The sequence below is a fragment of the Clostridium intestinale genome, assembly GCF_035905475.1.
In the GTDB taxonomy this organism is placed as follows: Bacteria; Bacillota; Clostridia; order Clostridiales; family Clostridiaceae; genus Clostridium_T; species Clostridium_T intestinale.
On the sequence record NZ_CP121166.1, the window covers coordinates 4,415,459 to 4,435,474 of the forward strand.

Annotated in this window: 18 protein-coding genes; all 18 read left to right on the forward strand. The window is 32.0% G+C overall.

Going from position 1 to position 20,016, the window contains the following annotated elements:
* Positions 1 to 60: 60 nt before the first annotated feature.
* The 18 genes from P8F83_RS22275 to P8F83_RS22360 all read left to right on the forward strand — a co-directional run bounded on the left by P8F83_RS22275 (position 61) and on the right by P8F83_RS22360 (position 19,990).
* Entirely contained in the window at positions 61 to 516 is a 456-nt protein-coding gene (locus P8F83_RS22275) for a MarR family transcriptional regulator (RefSeq protein WP_326512730.1), read from the forward strand.
* Between the two features lie 176 nt (positions 517 to 692).
* A complete protein-coding gene (locus P8F83_RS22280; RefSeq protein WP_326512731.1) occupies positions 693 to 2,027 on the forward strand; it encodes an amidohydrolase in 1,335 nt (444 codons plus the stop codon).
* Positions 2,020 to 2,544, forward strand: coding sequence for an L-2-amino-thiazoline-4-carboxylic acid hydrolase (locus P8F83_RS22285; RefSeq protein ID WP_315110311.1), 525 nt, complete (start codon positions 2,020 to 2,022; stop codon positions 2,542 to 2,544). Before P8F83_RS22280 ends, P8F83_RS22285 begins: the two co-directional genes overlap by 8 nt.
* Positions 2,522 to 3,292 (forward strand): ABC transporter permease, encoded by a 771-nt coding sequence (locus P8F83_RS22290; RefSeq protein ID WP_315110312.1) that lies wholly within the window; start codon positions 2,522 to 2,524, stop codon positions 3,290 to 3,292. Before P8F83_RS22285 ends, P8F83_RS22290 begins: the two co-directional genes overlap by 23 nt.
* 20 nt (positions 3,293 to 3,312) lie before the next feature.
* Positions 3,313 to 4,290 (forward strand): ABC transporter substrate-binding protein, encoded by a 978-nt coding sequence (locus P8F83_RS22295; RefSeq protein WP_326512732.1) that lies wholly within the window; start codon positions 3,313 to 3,315, stop codon positions 4,288 to 4,290.
* 15 nt (positions 4,291 to 4,305) lie between these two features.
* A complete protein-coding gene (locus tag P8F83_RS22300) occupies positions 4,306 to 5,088 on the forward strand; it encodes an ABC transporter ATP-binding protein (protein ID WP_326512733.1) in 783 nt (260 codons plus the stop codon).
* Positions 5,089 to 5,109: 21 nt separating this feature from the next.
* Positions 5,110 to 5,946: a nitroreductase family protein gene (locus P8F83_RS22305; RefSeq protein WP_326512734.1), complete on the forward strand. Its 837-nt coding sequence runs from the start codon at positions 5,110 to 5,112 to the stop codon at positions 5,944 to 5,946.
* A 25-nt stretch (positions 5,947 to 5,971) separates the two neighbouring features.
* Positions 5,972 to 6,661, forward strand: coding sequence for an SDR family oxidoreductase (locus tag P8F83_RS22310; RefSeq protein WP_326512735.1), 690 nt, complete (start codon positions 5,972 to 5,974; stop codon positions 6,659 to 6,661).
* Between the two features lie 471 nt (positions 6,662 to 7,132).
* Complete coding sequence (locus P8F83_RS22315) at positions 7,133 to 7,636, forward strand: NADH-quinone oxidoreductase subunit NuoE family protein (protein ID WP_326512736.1); 504 nt, start codon at positions 7,133 to 7,135, stop codon at positions 7,634 to 7,636.
* A 28-nt stretch (positions 7,637 to 7,664) separates the two neighbouring features.
* The gene (locus P8F83_RS22320; protein WP_326512737.1) at positions 7,665 to 8,909 is read left to right on the forward strand and encodes a complex I 51 kDa subunit family protein; all 1,245 of its coding nucleotides are present in this window, start codon (positions 7,665 to 7,667) and stop codon (positions 8,907 to 8,909) included.
* Between the two features lie 36 nt (positions 8,910 to 8,945).
* Positions 8,946 to 10,670, forward strand: a complete 1,725-nt coding sequence (locus P8F83_RS22325; protein ID WP_326512738.1) for an NADH-dependent [FeFe] hydrogenase, group A6 — start codon at positions 8,946 to 8,948, stop codon at positions 10,668 to 10,670.
* A 750-nt stretch (positions 10,671 to 11,420) separates the two neighbouring features.
* Positions 11,421 to 12,323 carry a LysR substrate-binding domain-containing protein gene (locus tag P8F83_RS22330; RefSeq protein WP_326512739.1) on the forward strand — a complete coding sequence of 301 codons (903 nt, stop codon included), beginning with the start codon at positions 11,421 to 11,423 and terminating at the stop codon, positions 12,321 to 12,323.
* 206 nt (positions 12,324 to 12,529) lie between these two features.
* Entirely contained in the window at positions 12,530 to 13,351 is an 822-nt protein-coding gene (locus P8F83_RS22335) for a DAPG hydrolase family protein (protein ID WP_326512740.1), read from the forward strand.
* Positions 13,352 to 13,414: 63 nt separating this feature from the next.
* On the forward strand, positions 13,415 to 15,415 hold the full coding sequence (locus tag P8F83_RS22340; RefSeq protein ID WP_326512741.1) for an oxidoreductase: 2,001 nt from the start codon (positions 13,415 to 13,417) through the stop codon (positions 15,413 to 15,415).
* A gap of 41 nt (positions 15,416 to 15,456) precedes the next feature.
* A complete protein-coding gene (locus P8F83_RS22345; RefSeq protein WP_326512742.1) occupies positions 15,457 to 16,401 on the forward strand; it encodes a flavodoxin family protein in 945 nt (314 codons plus the stop codon).
* Positions 16,402 to 16,656: 255 nt separating this feature from the next.
* Positions 16,657 to 17,412 carry a sulfite exporter TauE/SafE family protein gene (locus P8F83_RS22350; protein ID WP_326512743.1) on the forward strand — a complete coding sequence of 252 codons (756 nt, stop codon included), beginning with the start codon at positions 16,657 to 16,659 and terminating at the stop codon, positions 17,410 to 17,412.
* A 71-nt stretch (positions 17,413 to 17,483) separates the two neighbouring features.
* Positions 17,484 to 18,308 carry a methyl-accepting chemotaxis protein gene (locus tag P8F83_RS22355; RefSeq protein ID WP_326512744.1) on the forward strand — a complete coding sequence of 275 codons (825 nt, stop codon included), beginning with the start codon at positions 17,484 to 17,486 and terminating at the stop codon, positions 18,306 to 18,308.
* Between the two features lie 80 nt (positions 18,309 to 18,388).
* Positions 18,389 to 19,990: a sigma-54 interaction domain-containing protein gene (locus P8F83_RS22360; RefSeq protein ID WP_326512745.1), complete on the forward strand. Its 1,602-nt coding sequence runs from the start codon at positions 18,389 to 18,391 to the stop codon at positions 19,988 to 19,990.
* Positions 19,991 to 20,016 lie beyond the last annotated feature (26 nt).

The window sequence follows — 20,016 nt, forward strand, 5'->3', positions numbered from 1 at the left end:
CATATAGTATTAATATGGATTAAAGGATTGTTTCTGCTAGAAACAAAAATGGAGGATAGGGTGGAAGATTTTAATATCAAGTTAGATCAAATGATTGGAAGAATGTTTTCAGTTAATGAAATACTATCAAAGCAGTCTAGAGATTATGGTAGTTGTGGAGTTAAGCTTCATACTTCTGACATACATATGCTTGAGGTAATAGGCAAAAATTCTGATGCTAACACAACTGAAATTGCTAAAATAATGAACACTACCAAAAGTACTGTATCTAAAGTGACCAAAAAGTTGGAGCTTAAAGGATTAATTAAAAAGTACAAATTTCTTGATAATAAAAAGGAAATATATTTTAAACTGACTGATTTAGGAACTAAAGCATTTAATGGACATTATGAATTTCATTCTATAAGAACTAAAGCATTTGATAAAGAATTTAATGATTATACCATTGAGCAAAAGGAATTTGTATTAAACTTTCTTAAAAGATACACTGAGGAATTAGAGCAATATATGGAATAATTATTTAAAATAATGAATTAAATATTAAGCTGACTAGAAATACTAGAGGCTGAGCTTTAAAAAGAAATTTTAAATTCTTTTTAAAGCTCAGCCTTTTTTAAAACAAATAGTTTCCTATGGAAACAATATGAATTAAAGAAAAAGCTAATTATTATTGTAATGGAGGTGCTGAAAAAGTGGATAAAATTGAACAAAAAATTATTGAGGTAATTGATGAAAATAGGCAAGTAATTATAGAGTTTGCAAGAGACATCTATAAAAATGCGGAACTTGGTTATAAAGAAGTAAGGACATCAGAAAAGGTTAAAGAAATATTAGGGAGAAATACAAAGGCTTTAAAAGATAATATTGCTATTACTGGAATTAAAGGATATTTAAAAGAGATAAATGATGATGATATAAATATTGCTTTAATTGGAGAGTTGGATGCTATAGTGTGTCCTGGACATATTTATGCCAATAAGAGCACTGGAGCCAGCCATTCCTGTGGACATCATGCTCAATTAGCTGGGATAATTGGAGCTTCAATAGCTTTAGCTCATGAGGAAATTATAAATAATATTGAGGGAAATGTTATCTTCTTTGGAGTTCCTTCAGAAGAATATGGAGAGATAGAGTTTAAAAACTCTTTAAAGGATAAGAATTTAATAAAATACGGTGGAGGCAAAAGTGAACTTATTAGGATAGGGGAATTTGATGATGTTGATATAGCTGTAGTTCATCATACAAGACCTGGAGAAACTGATGTAATAGTTGGAGATTCAAGCAGTAATGGATTTTTATCAAAACTTATTAGGTATAAGGGGAAGGCATCACATGCAGCAGGGACTCCTCATCTTGGTATAAATGCACTTAATGCGGCTAACATAGGTTTAAATGCCTTATCTTATCAAAGAGAAACATTTAAAGATGAGGATTCAGTGAGAGTTCACCCTATAATCACTAAGGGAGGGAATTTAGTTAATGTAGTTCCTGATGAAGCTGTTATTGAAACTTTAGTAAGAGGAAAGTCTATTGAGGCTATTTTAGATGCTGATAGAAAAGTTAATAGGAGTTTTAAATCTGGAGCAATTGCTATAGGTGCTGAAATAGAGATTACTACTCTTCCAGGGTATTTACCAGTAATCCCACTTAAGCCATCAGAAATTATATTTAATATTGCTAAAGAAGTTATACCTAATGGAGAGATTAGAAAGACTGAAATAGGTTCTCACATGGCTGGTTCAACAGATGTAGGAGATTTAACTCATATACTTCCAGTTTTAAAGTTTGAAACAGGAGGAGTTAAGGGAGCACTTCATTCTGAAGACTTTAATGTTGTAGATGAAGAGGTTTCTTATATAGTTACCGCTAAAATAATGGCTTTAACTGCATATAGACTATTAAAAGAAAAGGCAAGTGAAGCTAAAAAGATAAAGGATGAGTTTAAACCTAAGTTTACTATCAAGGAATATGTAAATTATATGGACAAATTAGAAAATACTTTTAAGGGGGATTATAAAAATGAGTAAAGAACAGATTGATAAAGAGTATGCCATAGAACAAGTAAGACTTGCATCTAGACATTTTGGAGATTTATATTTCTATTTTGCTAAGGTTTTAGTAGAGGAATTTGGAAATGAAAAAACGGGAGAAATACTTAAAAAGGTTCTATTTGAAAAGGCCATAGAAAGAACTGAGTCAATGAAAGAAAGGGCTAAAAAAGAGAATCTAGATTTAGTTTCAGACAATATATTCAAACTAACAGACGTTCCATTTTTGGGTTGGGTACCAGAACTTAAAGAATCTCACTGCCCTTATGGGGTTTCCTGGATTTCACGATTTGAAAAAAATCCTTGGTTTAAGGAATTTGCTTCATTATATTGTGATGTTACTGATACTACCATATCAGAAGGATTTACAGGAGACACTTCGCATAAGATAACTAAAAATGTGCTCTGGGGAGACAAGTCCTGCGAAAGAATATATTTTTCTAAGGACGAACTATTAAGAGGTGAGTATACTTATGGAAAAAAAGAAGATAAATAGCAAAAACTTAATTGGGCAGATCATTTTACTTTTAGCTATTATGGGAGCTATAGAATTTGTGGTTTCATCTGGAAGAATAAATAAACTGTATTTAGCTTCGCCTAGTCAGATATTCCAGGAATTATTGGATTTACTTACTAAGAACATATTACTCAAACATATTCTAGCTACTATTTCAGAGTTTTTAGCTGGTTATGGGTTATCTATTGCCCTGGGAATAATATTGGGATTACTTTTTGTAGCATTTCCAAAAGTAGATAAGTTCTTTGCACCTTTTGTGTCTGGGCTTATGTCTATTCCTAAAGTTGCAATAATACCACTACTTACTATTTGGTTTGGAATAGGATTTTCAAGTAAGGTGGTGCTTGTATTCTTATTTAGTTTCTTCACAATATTCTTTAATACAATCTCTGGAGCAAAACAGACCTCAAATAATTATTTAAAGGTATCTAAAGTTTTTAGGGCCTCTAAGTTTCAGACAATCTTAAAAGTACTTTTACCATCAGCAATACCAAGTATATTTGCAGGGTTAAGAGTAACGGCAGCTACAGGAATAACAGGTGTTATATTTGCTGAAATGCAGGCTTCTAAAAAAGGTTTGGGATTTATGTTATCTGAAGCAGCTGCAGTTTATAATACACCAAGGTTATTTCTTATCATAATCATAGTAACTATATTATCTGTAATTTTAGTAAAGATAGTAGATTTATTTGAAGAGAAAGTTTTTCTAAAATGGAAAAATTCATAAAGTTTAAGGAGGAGTAAATAATGATAAAAGTTAAAAAAGTATTGTCAGTAATTATAGCAAGTGCTTTGTTTGTAGGGGTTTTAGGAGGATGTGCAAAAAAAGAAGAAAGCTCTTCTAATGGTGAAACATTAAAGGTAAGATATGCGGCGTATCAAGGAATGACTGCTGTAGGATTTTGGTTTGGAGTAGAGAAGGGCTTTTTTAAAGATGCTGGAATAGATTTAGAACTTGTAGATGTAAAAGACAAGGTTTCAGCTATAGCATCAGATTCTATAGATATGGGAGATTTAAATACTTCTCAAGCTATAACAGCAGCAAGTACAGGAGCCCCATTAAAGTTAGTATCCTCAATGTTTAGAACTAAAGGCGCTTGGTATTTAATAGGTAACACTTCAATAAAGGATATAAAAGATTTAAAGGGAAAAAAAGTAGGAGTTAATGAAAAAGGTAGTGGAATGGATGTTACGGTAAGAGAAATTCTACAACAAAATGGTTTAGATCCAGATAAAGATGTAGAGTTGATAGCTAACGGATCTATGCAACAAGCTTACGCTAGTTTAGAAGCAAAACAAGTTGATGCAACAATAATACATCAACCATTTGTAGCTATGGGAGAAATAGAAGGAAAAGCTAAATTACTTGCAAAAGGCTGGGATTATGTTCCTAACTTTAATACTGGTTCTTTAGTTGCTAGTGATAAATTTATAAAAAGTAATCCAGAAACTGTAAAAAAAGTTATAGAAGTTTATTTTAAGAGCAATGAGTATGCTAAAGAGCATCAAGATGAATTCTTAGAATTTGCAACTAAATATTTAAATATACCTAAAGATACTTTGGTAAAAGCTTTAGAACCAGAGAGAGAATTGTGGGAAAACGAACCTAATATAAATATAGAAACTTTAAAGGCAACACAAGAATTACAAAAGAAATGGGGATTCCAAAAAGAAATTTATGATGTAGATAAAATTGTAGATTTGAGCTTTATACCAAAGAAATAGTAAAGGAGGAGGAGTATGCCTAAAATTATATTAAATCATATAAACAAAGTATACCCAGGTACAGATGGAACAAAAGCTTTAGAGGATATAAATTTAACTATAGAAGAAGGTGAGTTTGTAGCTATATTAGGTCCAAGTGGTTGTGGAAAAAGTACTTTATTAGAAATTATAGCTGGCTTGTTAAAGCAAAGTAGTGGTGATGTATTTTTAGGTAATGAAAAACTAGATGGACCAAGTAAAGATATAGGAGTTGTATTTCAAGATTCTTCCCTATTTCCATGGAGAACTATAAGGAAGAATATTGAATTTGGATTAGAGATAGGTAAAATTCATAAGGAAAAGAGAAAGTCTGTTGTTGATAAGTATATAGATATTGTGAATTTGAGAGGTTTTGAAGATAAATATCCTCATCAATTATCAGGAGGAATGAAACAAAGGGCAGGTCTAGCAAGAACAATGGTAAATAACCCTGAGGTTCTTTTAATGGATGAACCTTTAGGGGCAGTAGATTATCTAACTAGGTTATCTTTACAAGATGAAATAGTGGATTTGTGGAAAAGAGAGAAGAAAACCATAATATTTATAACTCATGATGTATCAGAGGCTGTGTATTTAGGAACAAGGGTAGTTCTTTTATCACCTAGACCAGGAAGAATACGTAGAATTTTTGAGGTTCCTTTTTCAAGACCAAGAAATAGAAATGACGAAAATATTTTAGAGATTATTGATGAAATCCATAAAGAAATCAATTCAATAAATGCGCCTAAGTTAGAAGAAAAATTAGAATATATTTTATAGATTAAAAAGGAGAAGATAATTATGTCAGAAGAAATACTAAGAAAATTTAACTTATTAGAGGAAGAATATTTAGCGTTAGATGAGGTGGAATTTAGAGCAAGGTTCAGGGAAAGAATACACCATACCCTAGAAATTCAAACTTATTCAGCTGCTCATGGAGAAGAAAAATTAAAAGAAAATCAATCGGATACAGCTAAAAAGTTTCTTGATTTATGGGAGAAAAGAAATATTTCTAAGGAATTACCAGAGTATATATATGCAAAGAAGCTAATAGGTTTATCAGAAGTTTTACTTAAGGGGGAAAGTTTAGATTTATCTGAATTTAAATCATATAAATTATCAGATAAAGAACAAGAAGCGTTTTTTAAGGTTATAAAAGAGAGAAGATCTGTAAGACACTTTAAAGAAGATAGAGTTCCAGAAGAACTTATAGAAAAGATACTTGAAAGTGGATTGTGGGCAGCACACTCATGCAACTTACAATCTATAAAATATCTAATAGTTAGAGAAGAGACCACCCCTAATTTATTTAGAGGAAGTGATGTTCCAGGAGGTCCAGTACACTTAGTACTTCTACAAGACGAAAGAGTTTATAGAGCAAATCCATTAAATCCTGTAAGAAATAGACTTATTGATGTGGGAGCTGCTGCTCAAAACATAGTATTAGCTACTCATGCACTTGGATTATCAGGGGTTTGGCTTACATTTAATGAGACAATGATTGAAAGAATAAGTAAACACTTTAATCTTCCAGAGTATATAAAACTTGTGACTTATGTGGATATTGGATACCCAGATCAAACACCATATGCTCCTCAAAGAAAAACTTTAAATGAGGCTATAATAGCTAATATATAAATCTTAATTAAAAGGAGGTTTTAAAATGAAGGTACTTATAACTGGAGGAAGTCAGGGGATTGGATTAGCTGTAGCTAAAGAACTCCATAAAAGTGGACATGAATTATTTTTAGTTGCGAGAGATTCAGATAGATTAAATAAAGCTGTTTCAGGTTTTTATGAAAGAGTTAACGGATTTGCTTGGGATTTAAAAGATGATGTTGATACATTAATAGAAGAAACCTCCAAAATAAACTTTTCACCAGATGTAATTATTTTAAATGCAGCTTACTTTGGAAGTTCTTTAAGATCAGTAGTAAAAGCGTCTCCCTATGAACTTGAAGAGTTATTAAAAGTTAATGTTATTTCTAATTATAAATTGGTGCAGAGATTTATAGATATACTTAAAAAAGGAGAGTATCCACGCATAATAATCATAGGCTCTACAGCAAGTATAAGAGTTGATGATGGATCACTTTATGGAATTTCAAAATGGGCTTTAAAATCCTATGCATATAGCTTAAGAAACGAACTTAAAGAATTAGGGATTGGAGTTACACTACTTAATCCTGGGGGAACTTTTACAGAAAAAAGAACTCCTAATGAAAAAACTCCAGAAGGAAGATTACTTGAAGCGAGCGATATAGCAAAACTTGTGGGTGTTCTACTAACTTTAAGCCCTCAAGCAGTTGTAGAAGAAATAAATGTAAGACCCATGCTTGGAGATACTTATTAAAAATAAAAACAGTTCAGCAAAATTAATGCTGAGCTGTTTTTATTTTAATGAAAGTCAGTTAGAAAACCATTGATAGCTTTAATTAAATTTATTTAATTTTAGATTCAATAGCCAGATAAACAGTTAATCAGAAAAACAAATATCTAGGTGAAATATAAAGGAATTTAATGGAGCTGAGGAACGCTCCTACAGGATAGATGTGCAGAAATCCAGGTGAAGTATAAATGAATTAACTTTAATTCTTTTAAGTATTAATTTTAAATACATTGAAGAATTAATTAATAATCTTAGGATTAGTTTTATATAAATCATAGCAATTAAAACTAGCAGAAAATCAAGGAAACAGGGTAATTCAGTAAAAAATATACTTTGTATAGATAGCCTTAAGTACCAAATGGCATGTAATTTGCTTTATATAAATATATGAAATGAAATTTATGGATTTAGTTTAAGAGAGGAGAGTTAAATAATATGAACATGGATTTAGAAAAGGACTTATATTTAAAAATAGAAGAGATTATAGAGAAGTATGAAAATAATAAAAACAACATACTAGGAATTTTATTAGAGGTGCAAGCAATTGCTCCGCAGCAGTATATTTCTGCTGATATTGCAAAGTTTGTAAGTAGAAGTTTAGGGATATCACTTAGCAGAACTTATGATGTAATTACTTTTTATTCTGCATTATCTGATAAACCAAGAGGACAGTATGTAATTCAAATATGTAATAGTACAGCTTGTATGGTGAATAAATATGAGACTTTAAAAGATGTTTTAGAACAGCAGTTAGAGATAAAGGTAGGGGAGACAACTAATGATGGAGTGTTTACGTTAATGTACTCACCTTGTTTTGGAGCATGTGATGTATCGCCAGCTTTTCGTATAGGAGATGAGATTTTCGGAGAATTAAGTAAGAAAAAGATTAAAGATATTATTCATGATTATAGAAGAGAAAACTTAAAAGAAGTCTTATAGGAAGTAAATAAAAAGAGGAGATATCAATATGAAAAAGTCAGTTGAAATAATATCTAAAAATTTTAACTTTAAAAATCCTGAATCTTTAGAGGAGTATATTAAATCAGGAGGATTTTCAGCTTTAAAGCAGGTTATAGATATGCCAAAGGAAGAAATATTCGATGTTGTAACTGCTTCTAAATTAAAAGGTAGAGGGGGAGCTGCTTACCCAACAGGGAGAAAGCTTCAACAAGCTGCTCAAGAGATAGCTGATTCAAAGGTTATTGTGTGTAATGCTGATGAAGGAGAGCCTTCAACATTTAAGGACAGAGCTCTTTTAGAATGGGCACCATTTAAGGTGTTGGAAGGGCTTATTATTTCGGCATATGCCATAAATGCGGACAGAGGATATATTTATATAAGGGAAGAGTATCAGAAGCTTCAAAGAAGAATGAGAACTGCCATAGAGCTGGCCGAAAAAGAGAATTTGCTTGGTGAAAATATCTTAGGTAAAGGCTTTAATTTAAAGGTGGAGGTAGTTTCAGGAGGAGGAGCTTATGTCTGTGGAGAAGGATCTGCACTAGCTGAATCAATAGAAGGTAAAAGCGGAAGACCAAGAATTAAACCTCCATATATCAAGCAAAAAGGTGTGTTTGGACTACCTACATGTATAAATAATGTTGAAACTCTAGCTATAGTTCCAGTGCTGTTTTCAAAGGATGCTGAGGAGTACCTTTCTTGTGGGACAGAGGAGAGTAAGGGAACTAAGTTAATAAGTATATCAGGAAATGTTAATAGGCCAGGAGTATATGAAATCCCATTTGGTTTAACCTTGAGAGAGATAATATATGATGTAGCAAAAGGTATTGAAAATGATAAAAAGTTTAAATTTTTGCAGTTAGGGGGAGCTTCTGGACCCATAGCTTCAGATATGATGTTAGACGTTAAGTATACATATGAAGATTTTAAAGCTAATGGATTAGCTATTGGTTCAGGTGCGATTTTAGTAGGGGATGAAAGTAACAGTATTGTAGATTACGTAAGAACAGTTCAAGATTTTTTTGTTCATGAAAGCTGTGGGAAATGTACTCCTTGTAGGGAGGGAAACAAACAATTAGCTGTTATAATCAAAAGATTTTCTAATAAAATTGCAGGTCCAGAGGATTTAGCAAGTATAAATAAGATTACTGATATTATGAAGAGTGCATCTTTTTGTGGTTTAGGTAAGTCTTGCACTGCTCCTTTAATTTCTGCAATAAGGGAATTTAAAGAAGAGTTCTATAGCTGCATGTAAGTTAAAAGAGTCTAATATAAAGAGGAGAAAATATATATGAATTATTGCAAAGTAATTATTGATAAAAAGGAAGTTAGTGTGCCAGAAGGAACTACAATTTTACAGGCAGCAAAGCTTTTAAATATAAATATACCAACATTATGCTATCATCCAGACCAAAGTGTGAAGGCTAACTGTAGAATTTGTCTTGTTGAAATAAAAGAAAGAAACTCCTTAGTTACGGCTTGCTCTACACCAGTATGGGAAGGTGCTCAAATACTAACAAGCTCTAAAAGAGTATTAGATGCTAGAAAGAGTGTTTTAGAATTAATATTGGCAAATCATCAACAGGATTGTTTAAAGTGCATTAGAAATGGAAGTTGTGAACTACAAGATATATGTAGACAATTTAATTTAAGGGACAGTGATTTATCAAACATTGCCCAAAGATATCCTTTAGATAACACTAATCCTTCAGTGGTGAGAGACAGGTCAAAATGTATAAAGTGTAACCGTTGTGTAGAGATGTGTGAAACTACACAGGGAATAGGGGCGCTTTGTCATTCTCATAGATCTAGCAACTTAACTGTTGGAACAGCCTATAATGAAACATTAGAAAAATCTAATTGTATATATTGTGGACAATGCACAACAGTATGCCCTGTAGGTGCTTTATATGAAAAAGATGACACTGAAAAGGTTTGGGAAATACTTAATGAAGCAGATAAGCATGTTATAGTTCAAGTAGCTCCATCAATAAGAGTAAGTGTTGGGGATGAGTTTAATATGCCAGCAGGAGAAAATGTTACAGGGAAGATGGTTGCATCACTTAGGAGAATGGGTTTTGACAAGGTATTTGATACGAATTTTGCAGCAGACTTAACTATTATGGAAGAGGGAAATGAATTAGTTGAGAGAATAGAAAAAAATGGAGTATTGCCAATGATTACTTCCTGCTGTCCAGGATGGATAAACTATGCTGAAATATACTCTCCAAGTATATTAAAAAATTTGTCTAGCTGTAAATCACCACAACAGATGTTTGGCGCAATATCTAAAAGTTATTATTCTGAAAAGTTCGGAGTAAGCCCAGAAGATATAGTAACTGTTTCTATTATGCCTTGTACAGCTAAGAAGTATGAGGCCAATAGATCGGAAATGAAAACTAATGGGGTAAAGGAAGTTGATTTTGTTTTAACTACTAGAGAATTTGCAAGGATGATTAACACTGCAAACATTGATTTTAGAAACATAAAAGAGGAGGAATTTGATTCTCCTTTAGGAATTGCCTCAGGTGCTGGAGCATTATTTGGAGCAACTGGAGGTGTAATGGAGGCTGCTTTAAGAACTGCGTATACTCTACTAACTGATGAAAAGTTAGAAAGCATTGAGTTTAAGGAAGTTCGAGGAATGAAGGGAGTAAAAGAAGCTGTTATAAACATAAATGATGTTCCTATAAAAATTGCTGTTGTTCATGGAATCTCGAATGTTAAAAATATAATAGAGCAAATAGAGAATGGAACTGTTGAATATAGTTTCATCGAAGTTATGGCCTGTGTCGGAGGATGTGTAGGTGGAGGAGGACAACCTGTTGGAAGTACTCTAAAAGCTAAAGAAAAAAGATTGGAACAGATTTATAGAATTGATGAAAGGAAAGAGATAAGAGAATCCCATAAGAATCCTGAAATAATAAAACTGTATAGTGAATATTTAGGTAAACCTATGAGCAGCTTATCCCATAAACTTCTCCATACAAAATACTCTCCAAGGAATATGGATTAATAATACAATACTTTAATAAATCAAAGTGATAATAAAATGTATTATATCAAATAAAACTTGATTCAGTTAGAATTATATTATAAGTTGCATTGATTGTGCCTATTGCGGCAATAGTTGGGCTTGTATCAAATTTTGGTTACTTATAACTCAATACAGAAGTGAATTGAAGTAACTCTAATTATAAAAATGATTAAGATTAAAATAACTTAATTAAAAAAATATGGAAGTCTTCAAAGTGAGTATTAATAAGTGTTTGAAGAGTAGTAAAGGCAAAAATATAAAGGATTTAGTTTTTTTGGCATAATAGTTGCTTTATTATAATAGAGAGGTATAGGTAGTGTAGAGTTATTAAGTATTACAAGTAATTCTAATATGTGATAGTTTAGAAAAGATTACTAAAAGAGAATTCCAAAATAAAAGATTACAATTTATATTATCCTCAACATTTTAAGTTTATTTTACCACATAAATACCAGTACCACCTTAGTGAAAGTAGAATTCGTCAATAGCAGATGATGAGTTCTACTTTTACTTATTTAGTAGAGAAATATAAATAGTTGTATGAGATAATATTTATTAGAGTGCATGATTTAATATAGCTTAATTGAGAATATCACCGAAATATTGAAATTTTGGCGGTATTTTTTAATTTAAAGGGTAAATATAGTAGATTGAATTATCTATCTACCTCTGATATATTTAAGTTGTCCTTACGGAAAATATAGAAAACAAAATATTGGAGGAGTTTTTGTGAACTATGAAAAGGTTACCCTACTTCAAATTGAGTATTTTCTTGCTGCAGCGAAGCATTTAAATTTTACAGAAGCAGCTAAAAATTTATATGTCTCTCAGCCTTCTTTAAGTAGACAAATTGCTATATTAGAAAATGAGATAGGCGTTCAACTTTTTTTTAGAACTAAGAGAAATGTAAGATTAACATCAGCTGGAATGGTTTTGTTTAAAGAAATAAATGGAGTTGTAGACTCTATAGAGCAGGCAATAGAAAAAGTAAAACAGCCCAATTTAGGTGAAAATTGCACCTTAACTATTGGATGTTTAGAATCTATGAATACAAGTGTGTTTTTGCCCATGATAATTAGGAAGTTTAAAGAGAAACATAGTGATACTAATCTAATTGTTGAAAGCTACGGTTTTAAACAATTGAGAGAAAAACTTATTAATGGGAAATTAGACATAATATTTACCCTTTCCTTTGAAGTCGATGATTCATTAGGAATTGTATGGGATACAGTTTATAGAGGGAATTCTTATATTGTAATGGATGTGTCCAACCCCTTAGCTAAATCTGAAAGTTTAAGCATTAAAGACCTTAAAAATGAGAAGTTTGTTATAATTTCTAGAGATGAATCACCTAAAGGTTTTGACGGAATAATAAAGATATGCAGAAAAAATGGATTTGATCCAAAGATAGTAAAGCAACTTCCTAATATAGAGTCGGTACTTCTTTGTGTAGAGGCTGGAGTTGGGGTTGCATTGTTTGATTCTCAAGTAAGATATGACAATAAAAATATAAAAGTTTTTAAGGTTGAAAATGATTTTGTAGATGTAATAATGGCATGGAAAAAAGAAAATATGAATTCAAGCATACCACACTTTGTAAATGGAGTTTTAAGTGAAGTGAAGGTGGAGTAGTATGTATAGAAAAGGCTAGTATATATGCGTACTAGCTTATTTTTTTACTTATAATTGCTAAAATATCATACCAATAACGTATAACAGTAATAACAAATAGGCATTTTAATTAAATTTTGAAGATTGATAAAATATAAACAAGCAAGCAAATAAAGATTAATTTACTTGAAAAGGATTACTGGAGTAATAAAAATAAGGAGAGATATATGATAAAGGATTTAAAAAGAGAATTAACCAACGAAGAAAAAGAAAAGTCATATTCAAAGTACTTTTATAAGCAACTTGCAACTCCAAACCCAGAATTAATGGAAATTCTAAAAAAAGGACCTATGAACTCAGAGAAAGCATTAAAACCTGAAGACATAAAGAAATTACTTGAACTAGGATACGATGAAGTAGAAACAGGATACTGCATTTTAGAAAATGGAGCTGGTTATGTTGCTGTTAACAACAAGTTTCCAGGAGTTTCATTAGATATGATTAACTGGTGGTTTGCATGGCATGCTATTGAGGATTTAAGATACATGCTATGGTTTAGAGACGGTCATTATGGAATATCAATAAGTGATGAAGATAGAGAAAAAATACTTAATCCTGAGACGCCAATGTTAGAAAAGTTCCAAGGACGTGTTCATCAGGTAATAGAAGATACAGGAAATGGACCAGAGGATATTCAGATTTTGTTCTTAAGCCCAGAACAAATAGGTTTTGATCCTAAGGAACTTAAAGAAAAAAACATAACAGTAGTATGTGGTAATGGTATGGCACAGTCAAGAGCTGGTGGACCTAAAGCACCTGCTGTAATGATGCATTTATTTAGACAAGTAGATGGAGGAGTAGAATCTCGTACAAGATTTTGGATGGGATATAACATAATTGATAAAAAACTTTGCAAATTGCTTCCAGATGGAATACAGATGCCAATTCAAGCACCAATGGGACTAGCCTTCCATAATGTTGAGGAGTATAGCAATTTAGCAGAGATATTACCAGGCCTATATAGTGAAATGAATGGAGAAATATTTTAGAGATTCTTTTAGTTAAATTTAAATGAACATGGATGAATATTAAGAGAGAGTGAGGAATTAGTAATGAGCAAATATAAAAATGTGTTTTCGCCAATAACAATAAAAGGAGTGGAGTTCAAGAATAGAATAGAGGTAGCACCTATGGTACCTTGTATGGCAACTCCAGAAGGATGGGTTACTAAAGAAGTAATTGAATTTTATAGACCGTTTGCTAAAGGTGCTGCAGCAATAGTTACAGTAGGTGACTCTGCAATAAACTGGGAACATGCAATGGACCATGAAGGACAAATTAATCTAGGTGATGATAATGTAAAAATGGGTCTAGATGATCTAGCTGATGAAATACAAAGATATGGTTCTTTAATTTCTATAGAATTAAACCATGGAGGACGTTTTGCTAACTCTATGAATTTAGCAACTAAAGGGTTAAAACCAGTTAGCTCTACTCCAAAACCAGCTGAAATTGATGAATTCTTCTCTAAACTTCAAGGTAAAACACCAGCAGAAGTTGAAGAAATGAGTATTCCATTAATAAATAAAACTATTCAAGATTTTGCAGATGCTGCTGGAAGATGTAAAGACAGCGGATTTAAAATGGTAATGATTCATGGAGCTCATGGTATGCTTCCTTCACAATTTCTATCTCCATATGTAAATAAACGTACTGATAGATATGGTGGAAGTTTTGAAAATAGAGCACGTTTCTGTATCGAATTATTAGAAGCTGTACGTAGAAGAGTTGGAGAAAACTTTATACTAGAGTACAGAATTAGTGCAGATGAATTAGTTGAAGGCGGAATGAAAGTTGAAGAAGTTATTGAGTTTGTTAAGCTTATAAAAGATAAAATTGATATACTTCATGTTTCAGCAGGTATGCTTCCAAATCCATTTACTATTCAATATATGATTCAACCATTATATGTTCCTTACATGTTAAACATACATTTTGCTGAAGAAATTAAAAAGGCAGTTGGAGATGATTTATATGTAACGGCAGTTGGATCAGTTATGACTTTAGAGAATGCAGAAGAAATATTATCAAGAGGATTAGTTGACTTTGTTGCTATGGCAAGACCATTTGTAGCAGACCCAGAATTCATGAGAAAAACTGCTCTTGGAAAAGTTGAAGATGTACGTCCTTGCGTACGTTGTAATACTTGTTGCGGTCGTTCAGCATTCTTTAAGAAAACTAGATGTTCTGTTAACCCAACTAATGGACGTGAAACAGAATATCCAGGCGGAAAAGTTCAAAAAGCTGATATTAAGAAAAAGGTTGTAATAGTTGGTGGAGGCCCAGCTGGAATGCAGGCTGCACTTACTTCTATTGAAAGAGGACATGAAGTTGTACTTTTTGAAAAGGAAGAAACATTAGGCGGTACTTTAAAACACGCTACAGACCTTGAATTTAAAAAGGACTTAAGAAACTACTTAGAATGGATAGTTGCTCAAACTTTAAAATGCGGAGCAACAATAAAGTTAAATACAGAAGCTACAGAAGATATGATAAAAGAAGAGAATCCAGATGCTTTAATTATAGCAGTTGGAGCTACCCCACTTATTCCTAACATACCAGGTGTTGATAAAGAACATGTTCATTGGTCAGGAGATGTAGATTGCGGAAGAGTACCAGTAGGCAACAAAGTAATTGTTGTTGGGGGAGGACTTACGGGAGCTGAATCAGCTGTTGATTTAGCAATGCAAGGTAAGGACGTAACACTTCTTGAAATGCAAGGACCAGATGCTTTACTAAATGGTTCTTCATTAATAAACAAATTCTCATTACAATCTTTATTAATGAAACATGGAGTTAAAGTTATAACTAATACTAAGCTAGAAGAAATTACTGACAAGGGAATTAAGACTATAAATTCTAGATTCCAATGGAAAGAATATGAAGCGGATACAGTTGCATTAGCTTTAGGAATGAGACCACGTAAAGATGTTATAGCTAGTCTTAGACATGCGATTCCAGAAACAGAGGTTTATATTATTGGAGATGGAAAACAAATAGGTAATGTATATTCAGCAGTTCACGCTGGATTTGATACAGCGGCAGAAATATAAAATAAACTTAAGATGATAATAAGTATTATGGAGGAGTAGAAATGAAAATTTTAGCAGTTACAGCAGGTAGAAAAAATGGAAATGGGGAAATTTTAGCTAAAGCAGCTCTAATGAAAGCAGAGGAATTGGGTGCAGAAGTTAAGATGATTAACCTTCACAATTATAATATTAAACCTTGTTCTGGCTGTGAGTCTTGTACAGTAAAATTCACACAAAAAGGAGAAGCTCCTGAATGTGTATTTAAAGATAAAGATGATATGGACACAATTATGCAAGAATGGTTAGCAGCTGATGGAGTAATTGTAGTTGTCCCAGCATACTCATTTATGCCAGCAGGTTTATACAGAATCTTCACAGACCGTCATTTAGCATATGAACCAAACTTCCATAAGCAAGTAAATAATCCTGCTTACTTTAAACATAGAGTTGGTGGAATAATTTCAAATGGAGGATCTACTAGAAGCTGGATGTCACTTGGATTAGAAAGCATGAACATTACACTATTAGCTCAAGACATCAAGGTAGTTGACCAAGTTATGATAAATCGTGCACCAAGACCTGGACAAGTTCTTCTTGATGAAGCAAGTTTAGAAAGAGCAGCAAAACTTGGAGAAAACGTAGTTAAGGGAATTCAGAACTATGAAGAAGTAGGGTTCCTTGGAGATGAAAATCTTGGATGGTGTCCAGTTTGCCACTCAAATGTTCTATCATTAGGAGAACCACATTGGAATGAACAAGGCTTCAAAATAGAATGTCCTGTATGTCATTGCGGTGGAGATTTAGAAAAAGATGAGAATGGAAAGTGGAAGTTTGTAATAGAAGAAGATGGACACAGAAAATCAATGACAAACGGTAATGGAGCTAAGGATCATTTCTTCGAAATACAAGACACTATGAGAAAATACTTCTCTAACATGGAAGTAATAAATGAAAAACGTAAGAAATATTTGGATTATAAACCAGCGACAATTGAAATAAAGAAGTAAAGTTAAAAGGGACTATGAAATTTTTCATAGTCCTTAATTAATACAATATTGTATTAAAGATAAATTATTGGAGACGAATTTAATTTATAGTTATATCACCTATTTTTATTTTTTACTGAGTAAGATAGCTAAACACTTAACATTCTTTCAGTTGCAAGACTTTGAAATGTTGATTGTTAAAAATATGGCATGGAAATTGCTTTATTATTTTAAGGTAGTGTTTTAACGAGTTTTATGTAAGAAAGGAAGAAATATATGAACTTAATAGATATGTTTAATTTGTCTTTGGGGCAATGGCTTTGGATGATAGTAGCTGCATTTTGTATTGGTTTTTCAAAGACGGGAATAAGTTCATTTTTAATGCCGGCTATACCTATAATTGCAGGGGTATTTGGAGGTAAGGAATCCACTGGAATTATGCTGCCTATGCTTTTAGTAGGAGATATAGGTGCTTTATATTATTATAATAGACATGCTGAATGGAACAACATAAAAAAATTATTACCTTGGGCTATAACAGGACTAGTTCTTGGAATCATAGTTGGTAATTATATTAGTGACAAGCAGTTTAAGTCATTTATAGCAGTTTCAGTAATAATATGCCTATTAATATTAATTTACACTGAAATAAAGGGCGAAAATTTAAATATACCTAAAAATTTCTTTGTATATGCTTTAACAGGAACCTTGTGCGGTTTTACATCAATGATAGGTAATGCTGCTGGGCCAGTTTTCAGTGTTTATTTATTAGCAAGAGGCTTTAAAAAAGATGGATTTATGGGTACTACTGCATGGTTTTTCTTTATTATAAATTTAGCTAAAGTACCACTACAAGTTGTATTCTGGCACAACATTCCTTTCAATACGATTTTCCTTACTATAATAATGATACCAGCAATAGCTATTGGGGCAGTATTAGGAGTTAAGGTAATAAAAAGACTTAATGAGAAGTTATTTCATAGCACTATTTTAGTTGTCACGGCTATAGCAGCAATAAAATTGTTGATTTAAAACATATTTGCATTAGCTCGATTCATTTTTGTATTGGCAAAAAGTGCTTTGTGTAAGATGAGGGGGATAATATGGATAAGAACTTAGAAAACATAATAGAGTTTGCTCCAATAATAAAGCAATTAGTTAAAGAAGACTGTTCATTAACTATAACTAATAAAGAAGAATGTATTTATTCTGAAGATGGACAAAATGTTAAAGCTCCTTTTAAGGTTGGAAAGTTAAACGAACTAGAGATGAGCGGACTTAGAACGGTAATAAAAAATAAAAAAACATTAGATAAGATGCTTACAAAAGAGACTGACGGAATAGACTTAATGATAACAGCTATGCCACTTATAAATAGAGAGGGGGAAGTAATAGGAAGTATAGGAGTCTCTAAAAGTATTGAAAAGGTGGCAAATATAAAAAGTTCATCCTTAAGACTAATGAAGTCCTTAGAGGAAACTAATAGAATAGTAAATGGATTTGCTAGTGATGCAGTAAAACTTTCTGAAAGGTTAAATTACATGATCAAGGAAACCAAGCAAGGAAAAGATAATGTGGAAAAGAGTAATGAAGCCGTAAGGCTGATAGGAAATATAGCCAGACAGTCAAATATATTAGGGCTAAATGCATCTATTGAATCAGCAAGAGCCGGAGAATATGGAAGAGGGTTTTCTGTAGTAGCTAAAGAAATGAGAAAGCTTGCACTATTAAGTGAGGAAACTTCTAAGAAAATATCAGGAGCATTAAATAACATAGATTCAGGAATAGACATGGCAATAGAGTCATCTAGCTATATTGGGGAAATAGCATCAGGACAAGCTGAATCAATAGAGAAGATTGCTGCAAGTATAGAGAAAATAGCCTTAGATTCAAAGGCATTAGTTGAACATTTGGGTACAGATATCTGAGTAAAAGTCAATATTTATGCTGATAACGATTTCTGATATAATGAATCATGATATCTATTTTAGAAACGGGAGAAAAACATATGAATGAGAACCTTATTACAATTCAGGTAGATTCTAAAACCAAGAAAAAGTATACTGATATACTTAATAAAAGTGAACTTTCTCCAGAAGTATTGTTAGACAGAATGATGGAAACTTATAATTTTCGCATGGATAGTGATATTGATGTACTACTTGTAGCAGACACTGTATATGATGGAGTATATATTACAGACAAGGATGGTGTTGTAATATATATTAACAAAGGATACACCAGAATTGCTGGAGTAGAAGAACATGAAATAGTGGGAAGAAATATACAAGAGATATGGGAAGAGAAGGGGTTTTATTCAGATGCTGCATTTATACTTTTAGATGACAATAAAGAGAGTACTGCATTGCAGATGATAGGTAGCTTAAATAAAAAATCTATGAAGCTTATAAAACCACAACCTATTTCACATATAGTTATAGAAAAGAAGAAAGAGATTTCAGTAATAACTACTATAGAAAGAAATAATAAAATAGTACTCATGAGTGGAAAACCATTCTTTGATGAAGAAGGAAATATAGTAAGAGTTACTATATTAATGAGAGATATTACTGAATTAATGAAGTTAAAAGAGAATTTGGACAAGGCCGAAAATGAGAAAAAGAAATACTTAAATGAGTTAAAACACATAAAGAAAGCTCAATTTGAAGGAAACATAATATCTCAAAGTAAAGAGATGGATAGCATAAGAAGCCTAATAGAAAGTATAGCTAAAACAGATGCAACTGTACTTATAACTGGAGAAACAGGTGTAGGGAAAGAAGTAGTAGCAAAAGAAATCTATGTTAATAGTAATAGAAATAAGGAACCTTACGTAAAGATAAATTGTGCAGCTATACCAGAGTCGTTATTGGAATCTGAACTATTTGGATATGAAAAAGGAGCGTTTACTGGAGCACAAAATAAAAACAAGCTAGGATTGTTTGAGATAGCGAATAATGGAACTCTACTTCTAGATGAAATAGGGGAAATGCCTATAGCTCTTCAATCAAAGTTGTTAAGAGTCCTTCAAGATAGAGAAATCAAGAGAATAGGCGGGTTAGAGTTTATAAAAATAGATGTGAGGGTAATTGCTGCCACAAACGAAGATCTGAATAAACAAATAAAAGAAGGAAAGTTTAGAGAAGACCTGTTCTACAGATTAAATGTAATTCCTATAAATATTCCACCGCTTAGAGAAAGACCAGAAGATATAGATGCTCTAGCAGATAGCTTTTTAGAAAAGAGCAATAAGAAGTATGGAAAAAACAAAGTATTTAAGAATGAAGCATTGCACGCTTTAGAAAGTTATAATTGGCCAGGAAATGTAAGAGAACTACAAAATATAATAGAGAGATTAGTAATAATCGGAGAAGAAAAGCTGATAGATAAGGACAAGATTTATGGAGTTTTAGGTAGAGAAAAAATGTCTAACTGCTTTAATATGGATGAATTTACGAGCTTGAAAAAATCAGTAGAAGACTTAGAGCGAGAAATAATAAAAAAGACTCTTAATAAATATGGAAGTACATATAAAGCAGCAGAAATCTTAGGAATAACACAATCCACAGTTGTAAGAAAAGCTAAATCTCTAGGAATTAAGGACTGGTAGAAGTATATACATAAGTAATGATATGG